We start from the raw sequence: 6,000 nt of genomic DNA on the forward strand, positions 1-6,000 counted from the left end.
AGCTTGATGGCCCCCGTTACAGTCACAGCCCATATGCCCAACAACACCACCTCCACCGTCGTCACCCAACACCTCTTCATCCGCGGCCATGTACAGGGCGTGGGCTACCGCTGGTCCATGGCCCAGACCGCCGAGCGCCTGGGCGTGACGGGCTGGGTGCGCAACCGCAGCGATGGCCGTGTCGAGGCCTGCGCCTGGGGCCCGCCCGAGGCCGTGCAGGCACTGATCGACTGGGCACACCAAGGGCCCGCCTCTGCGCGGGTGGACGCGGTGGTGGTGGGCAACGTGCCCGACGGCGGCGACCCACCGCAGGGTTTTGTACAGCGCGATACGGTGTGATGCCCCAAACGGCCCAGCCGCCAATCCCGGTTCTTGTTCTGCAATCCACGGGCAGATCACCATAGCAACGGCTTGGCGTGCACACCCACCGCGCACCCCACTGCATCGCAAGCGACGACACAAATCAAACCTGTCGCCTGAACACGCCGATTGCCTACAAGGGCGTCCACACGGCATGGGGACCATGGTGACTCTGCATTCCGCACATCACCACCCACCCCCAGGAGACATGCCATGAGCGATCTGAACCATACCAACACCGACCGCAACGCAGACCCCCTCACCAACGAGCCGGGCGCACACCCCATTGGCACCGGCATTGGTGCCGCTGGCGGCGCCGTCACAGGGGCTGCGGCAGGCAGCCTCGGCGGCCCTGTGGGCGCAGCAATGGGTGCCGTCGTGGGCGCCGTGATCGGCGGCTTGGCAGGCAAAGGTGCGGCCGAAGCCGTCAACCCCACCGCCGAAGATGCCCACTGGCGCGATACCTTTGTGAGAGAGCCCTATTACTCCGACGCCTACACCTACGACGACTACGCCCCCGCCTACCGCGCCGGATACCAAAGCGTGATTGACGGACGCGGCGACTGGAACGAAGCACGTACCAATCTTCAGCAGCGCTGGGACGTAGACCACCGCCAAAGCAGTCGCCTGAACTGGATGGACGCAGAACCCGCGGCAAAAGCAGCGTGGGAGCGTGCAGACCGGATCTGGAAGCAGACGAAGCAGGAGTGAATACGGCTTGGAGGACGGCACGCCTTGCCATGGCTTCGGCGGCCCCTCTCGTGACGCGCGTCGCGGCGAGCGTGATTTCCACTCCGCTGCCACGTGGCAGCTTCGGGCTCATTGTGTGCCGCCCATCACCTGCAGTGAAAACACGTGCGCGCATTTGCTGTATGCACCATTTGCCGCTGACATTTGTCCACCAGTCGGTCGGACAAAAATCAATCAATCAACGAGTCCACCCCCTCAGCAGGACGCCTCTCATGAACACATCTACACAGCCACAACCTGACCGCATTGACGTGCAGGACTCAGAATCGCTCAGCCGCTGGACGCGCGAGCTGGCTACCACCGAAGCACAGCTCAAGGACGCCGTAGCGCAAGTGGGCGACAAGGCGGCGGATGTTGAAATGCACCTGAAGGGCGCGCGCAGCACGACCAACAAAGACCGCATCGAGCAGGCGGGGGCAGACGAGGCCGGCTGACCGACCGAGGGCACCAAACATGAAATCTGTATGCGATGGCGCGTGCTGAACGCACAAAGTAAACGGAAAAAGGATGTTCGACGTCACCGACGCCGTTGAGTACAGAAATTTATTAACGACTGTTGCGGTCCGAATCGCGCGCTCATCCGCATTGATCGCGCGGCGCCATGTGTCACGCCATGCGTGCTTGGCGCGTTCCCAGTCCATCGACGATGTGCCCCACGCAGTGCTCCAGTCGCGGCTCAGCTTGGGCTCCACGCCGTCGAACGAATGGTTGAGGTACTCGGTGTAAGAGTCAGCGCCATAGCGGCAGGCCAGCTGGTATTCGTCGTTGGTCATGACGCCAGCCACTACGTCTTGCAGGCCGCTGCGGGCTTGGCGTGTTGCAGATGGGATCACCGTACAGGTCGTGTGTATTGTGGGGATGCGGCTAAGTACCCGTCTGGGTGCGGGCGGGGGATTACAGGTGTCTGTGGGGGATGACAGGGGCGAGCAGGCACCCAGGCAAAGCCCTGGGTCACAACGAAACTTGGCGGGCCTAACCTTGAGCTGTCTTCAAACAAGGAAACAGCATGATCAAGACTGAAAAGGCTTCTACCCGACTTCAATACGGACAGCGATTAAGCGTGCCAGGGATGTACTTGGGCCTATTTCACGGGCGCAATAGCTCAAAAGAATCAATGGATAACTGGGGCTTTGCCGGCCCAGTGCTGGGTCCATTGCGTTACTGCCACACCACTTATATGGCCCATTTGCGTTTGCACTTTGTGAGTGGTGAAGATGCAATGATTTGTTGCCATTCAACCAGTCTCGACGTCGACCTCGCGGTTGTGCAGGACCTCATCGAGTTCGAAGGCGCCTTCTATGGTGACTGGACTCTTTTCTTTGTAGCTCCCGAGGAATGCAAGCGGCCCGATGACGGTTTCAGACATAAGCCACGCAGTAACTTATATCAGTGGCACTGCGACACATGAGTGGCATAGCGTCGATCGGGTCTTTCATCCTCAGTTTTTGTATGCGTAAGTGCAGTTAGTCCCTGCGAAAGTCGGCGCAACTCGGCGTTACGAGAGGACAGTGAGGCCGATTTCACGCAGGTAAGAAAACACCGGATCGTAGTAAGCAGGATGCCGCGTGTGATCCTCTATTTCGCCCGGTGGCACAACGATCACCATGCCTTGTCTCGCGCGCGTAAGCAGCACGCGATAAGCGTTTTTCAGATAGGTTTGACGTTCTGGTTTATTGATGTTCTGCCATCGGTTGCCGACAAATTGGTGGTGACGCCAGCCGTCCGGGCTGATGCGCAAATCCGCGTCCCACACTACGCAGGCCCAGTCCAGTTCCAGCCCTTGTACTTGGAATTCCGTCGCTACGTCCTCCAAGTAATACGAAGAGCGCACATCGTCCTTATCGTCCAAAAACCAATGGACGGGATCCATGGGTGACCGAACGTTGATGGCGTGCGGCCGGAGCCGCTCAGCCTGCGAAGAAACCACGATGCCGAACCGTTCAGATCCGCGGGCTTGCGATTTCAACCACTGTTTAGCTTTGGTGAGATCGCGCGTGATGACAATGGGGTACCGATGTTGAAAACTCTTCAGCGATGCTGCCGCGTGAGCCATGTCGCGATCAAGTAGATGCTTGACGAAAGAGGACACGTGTTCTGCCCGGAATGAGCGCATCGACACCGCCAAATGCAGGTCTTCGTTGAAGTGCACATCCCTTCTGGTTGCCAATGACTCAATGGCGTCACCCGCCGCGTACTCGCTGTCCGTGAGTTGCGGCGAGATGTGAATCTCCCATTCAGGGTAGTGGCGCTCTATGGCGCCAATCCATTCGCTGATCCCGGCTTCGCCTGTGTTGATTTCTTGACCGCCGCCAACGAGACAGACCACCACAGCCCAGTCCTGATGTCGATCCATACAAGAGATCAGGAAGTCTGGCTCTGAATGATTGAAATCGGCGCGTCCTTTCTTTCGCGCCATGAACTGTGAGGTGTGCTCCAGCGTCCATGCGCGCTGGGCCTCATCAAAAATCACCACATGGTCTATGGGAGCGCGAGCGTCCAGCAGATACGCGTCCCGAAAGTGATGAACGTTTTGGATAAACGCCTCAACCGCCTTGCGGGTTTCTCCAACGCGAAGGCGGATTCCTTCACTTCTCTTTCGCGATACCTCGTCGCGGGTGAGCGCCTCGCAAAGTATCTTCACGAGAGGACCGTTTCCGGACAGGTAGACACTGTGCAGTTCGCTGCTCGCGTCCATATGCTTGGTGGCAACGTCGAGACCCACCAAGGTTTTTCCCGCTCCGGGTACGCCGGTGACGAAACAAATGGCTTTTCGGTTTTCTGCCTTGACGCGTTGAATGAGGCGGCTCACAGCTGCTGAAGTCACCGATAAGTTCTTGGCGCCAGCATCACTTCGGGACAGATCCGCGACCGAGTGTTTGCCGTACAGCGCCGATGCTGCTTCGACGATGGTTGGTGTTGGCTTATATCGCCCACCTACCCACTGAAGCGGATCAATAGTTGCGCCTTCGCACAGTAGCAATACGTTTTCAATGCACTCTCGAAGAGACGGCGGTGACACCTGTATGGGCAGCAAAACCCCATCGTCATGGTGACTGGTATAGATGGTGCTGAAGCCGCGATCCGTTTCAGTCGCGATCAATATCGGCGCGATCGTGATTCCGTGGCTCGGTTCATGGAAGTTCTTCAAGTCCAGCGCGTAATCCCAAACCTGATCCATTGCCGCGCGGTTGAATTGCGATTCGCCCACCTTGAATTCGATGACAAAGACTGCGTGCTGGATGATGACCAGCACATCAATGCGTCTGCCCATGCGCGGAACCACGAATTCAAAGAACAAGTGCCCTTTGAGGGCCCAAGGTACAAGCTGCGCTTTCAGTACCTTGATCTGCTTGATCCACGCGTCGCGTTGCCCTAAGTCAATGGCAAATCCGGAATGGCGGGCCATCTCGCCGAGCACGCTGTCCTCAGAGGCATCGAAAAACGATGCGAGGCTGGACGAGTAGTAGGCGCGGTCAATGCTCATAGTGTTTTGAGCATAAAGGCGATCCATGAAAAAAGCCCCAAGCGATTCAATCGCTTGGGGCTTCTGCCCAATTGCGAGACGAAAAAATCAAACGTCGATGTTCCCCGCACGCAAAGCGTTGGTCTCAATGAAATCCCGGCGCGGCTCCACCTCATCCCCCATCAGCATCGTGAACACCCGGTCCGCCTCGATCGCATCGTCGATCTGCACGCGCAGCAAACGGCGCACGTTGGGGTCCATCGTCGTTTCCCACAGTTGCTCGGGGTTCATCTCGCCCAGGCCCTTGTAGCGCTGGCGGCTGGTGGTGCGCTCGGCGTCGCTGATCAGCCACTTCATGGCCACGCGGAAGTCGCCCACTTTTTCTTCCTTGGCTTTTTCGCCTTCGCCACGCATCACCTTGGCGCCTTCGCTCAGCAAGCCGCGGAAGGTTTCGGCGGCTTCGGCCAGGGCGGCGTAGTCGGCGCCGTGCACAAAGTCTTGCGTGATGACGCTGCTCTTGATGTTGCCGTGGTGGCGGCGGCTGATGCGCAGCAGGGGCTTGTCGGTGCGGGCGTCAAATTCGCCAGCTACTTCGGCGGGGGCGCCGGTGGTGTTCAGCTCGCGCAGCTTGGCTTGCAGAGCCACGGCGCTGGCTTCGGCGTCGGCCACGGTGTCGAGTTTCAGGCTCACGCCGTCGGCAATCGCGCGCAGGGCTTCTGCGTCCATGAAGTTGCCCAGGCGGGCGATGACGCTTTCAGCAATCTGGTGCTTGCGCGCCAGCTCCGACAAGGTGTCGCCAGTCAGTGTTTGCGGGTTGGCGCCACCGGTGGTGACGCTGGCGTGGTTCAGCGCAATGCGCAGCAAGAAGCCGTCGAGCGCGGGGGCGTCCTTCAGGTACAGCTCTTCCTTGCCGGCCTTGACCTTGTACAGCGGTGGCTGGGCAATGTAGATGTGGCCGCGTTCGACCAGCTCGGGCATCTGGCGGTAGAAGAAGGTGAGCAGCAGGGTTCGGATGTGGGCGCCGTCCACGTCGGCGTCGGTCATGATGATGATGCGGTGGTAGCGCAGCTTGGCCACGTCAAAGTCGTCGCCCCCGGTGGTGCCACCGGCCTTGCCGATGCCGGTGCCCAGGGCCGTGATCAGCGTCAGGATTTCGTTGCTGGTCAGCAGCTTTTCGTAGCGAGCTTTTTCCACGTTCAGGATCTTGCCGCGCAGGGGCAGGATGGCCTGGAACTTGCGGTCGCGGCCCTGCTTGGCAGAGCCGCCGGCGGAGTCACCCTCCACAATGTAGATCTCGCACATCGCTGGGTCTTTTTCCTGGCAGTCGGCCAGTTTGCCGGGCAGGCCCATGCCGTCGAGCACGCCTTTGCGGCGGGTCATTTCGCGGGCCTTGCGGGCGGCTTCGCGGGCGCGGGCGGCTTCCACGA

The 6,000-nt window shown here is 59.7% G+C and carries 6 protein-coding genes; 4 read left to right on the forward strand and 2 right to left on the reverse strand.

Annotated features, from left to right (window positions below; all coding sequences use genetic code 11):
- The first annotated feature begins 33 nt into the window (after window positions 1-33).
- The 4 genes from ACK4OE_RS18845 (at window position 34) to ACK4OE_RS18860 (ending at window position 2,518) form a co-directional block, all read left to right on the forward strand.
- On the forward strand, window positions 34-339 hold the full coding sequence (locus tag ACK4OE_RS18845; protein WP_409886965.1) for an acylphosphatase: 306 nt from the start codon (window positions 34-36) through the stop codon (window positions 337-339).
- Between the two features lie 234 nt (window positions 340-573).
- A complete protein-coding gene (locus ACK4OE_RS18850; protein WP_409886967.1) occupies window positions 574-1,071 on the forward strand; it encodes a hypothetical protein in 498 nt (165 codons plus the stop codon).
- A gap of 251 nt (window positions 1,072-1,322) precedes the next feature.
- Complete coding sequence (locus ACK4OE_RS18855; protein WP_409886969.1) at window positions 1,323-1,544, forward strand: DUF3606 domain-containing protein; 222 nt, start codon at window positions 1,323-1,325, stop codon at window positions 1,542-1,544.
- 572 nt (window positions 1,545-2,116) lie between these two features.
- The gene (locus ACK4OE_RS18860; RefSeq protein WP_409886971.1) at window positions 2,117-2,518 is read left to right on the forward strand and encodes a hypothetical protein; all 402 of its coding nucleotides are present in this window, start codon (window positions 2,117-2,119) and stop codon (window positions 2,516-2,518) included.
- An 87-nt stretch (window positions 2,519-2,605) separates the two neighbouring features.
- Here ACK4OE_RS18860 and ACK4OE_RS18865 read toward each other — a convergent pair whose 3' ends face one another.
- Together ACK4OE_RS18865 and ACK4OE_RS18870 are read right to left on the reverse strand one after the other, a co-directional pair.
- Window positions 2,606-4,594: a DUF2075 domain-containing protein gene (locus tag ACK4OE_RS18865; protein WP_409886973.1), complete on the reverse strand. Its 1,989-nt coding sequence runs from the start codon at window positions 4,592-4,594 to the stop codon at window positions 2,606-2,608.
- Between the two features lie 87 nt (window positions 4,595-4,681).
- Window positions 4,682-6,000, reverse strand: a 1,319-nt coding sequence (locus ACK4OE_RS18870; protein ID WP_409886975.1) for a toprim domain-containing protein, incomplete at its 5' end; no start/stop codon positions are given.

The sequence above is a fragment of the Acidovorax sp. genome (genome assembly GCF_046314175.1).
Lineage (GTDB): Bacteria > Pseudomonadota > Gammaproteobacteria > Burkholderiales > Burkholderiaceae_C > Acidovorax.

Coding starts and splice junctions, on each gene's coding strand:
- ACK4OE_RS18865 (WP_409886973.1), bottom strand. CDS start 4,594: ATGAGCATTGACCGCGCCTACTACTCGTCCAGCCTCGCATCGTTTTTC.
- ACK4OE_RS18850 (WP_409886967.1), top strand. CDS start 574: ATGAGCGATCTGAACCATACCAACACCGACCGCAACGCAGACCCCCTC.
- ACK4OE_RS18860 (WP_409886971.1), top strand. CDS start 2,117: ATGATCAAGACTGAAAAGGCTTCTACCCGACTTCAATACGGACAGCGA.
- ACK4OE_RS18855 (WP_409886969.1), top strand. CDS start 1,323: ATGAACACATCTACACAGCCACAACCTGACCGCATTGACGTGCAGGAC.
- ACK4OE_RS18845 (WP_409886965.1), top strand. CDS start 34: ATGCCCAACAACACCACCTCCACCGTCGTCACCCAACACCTCTTCATC.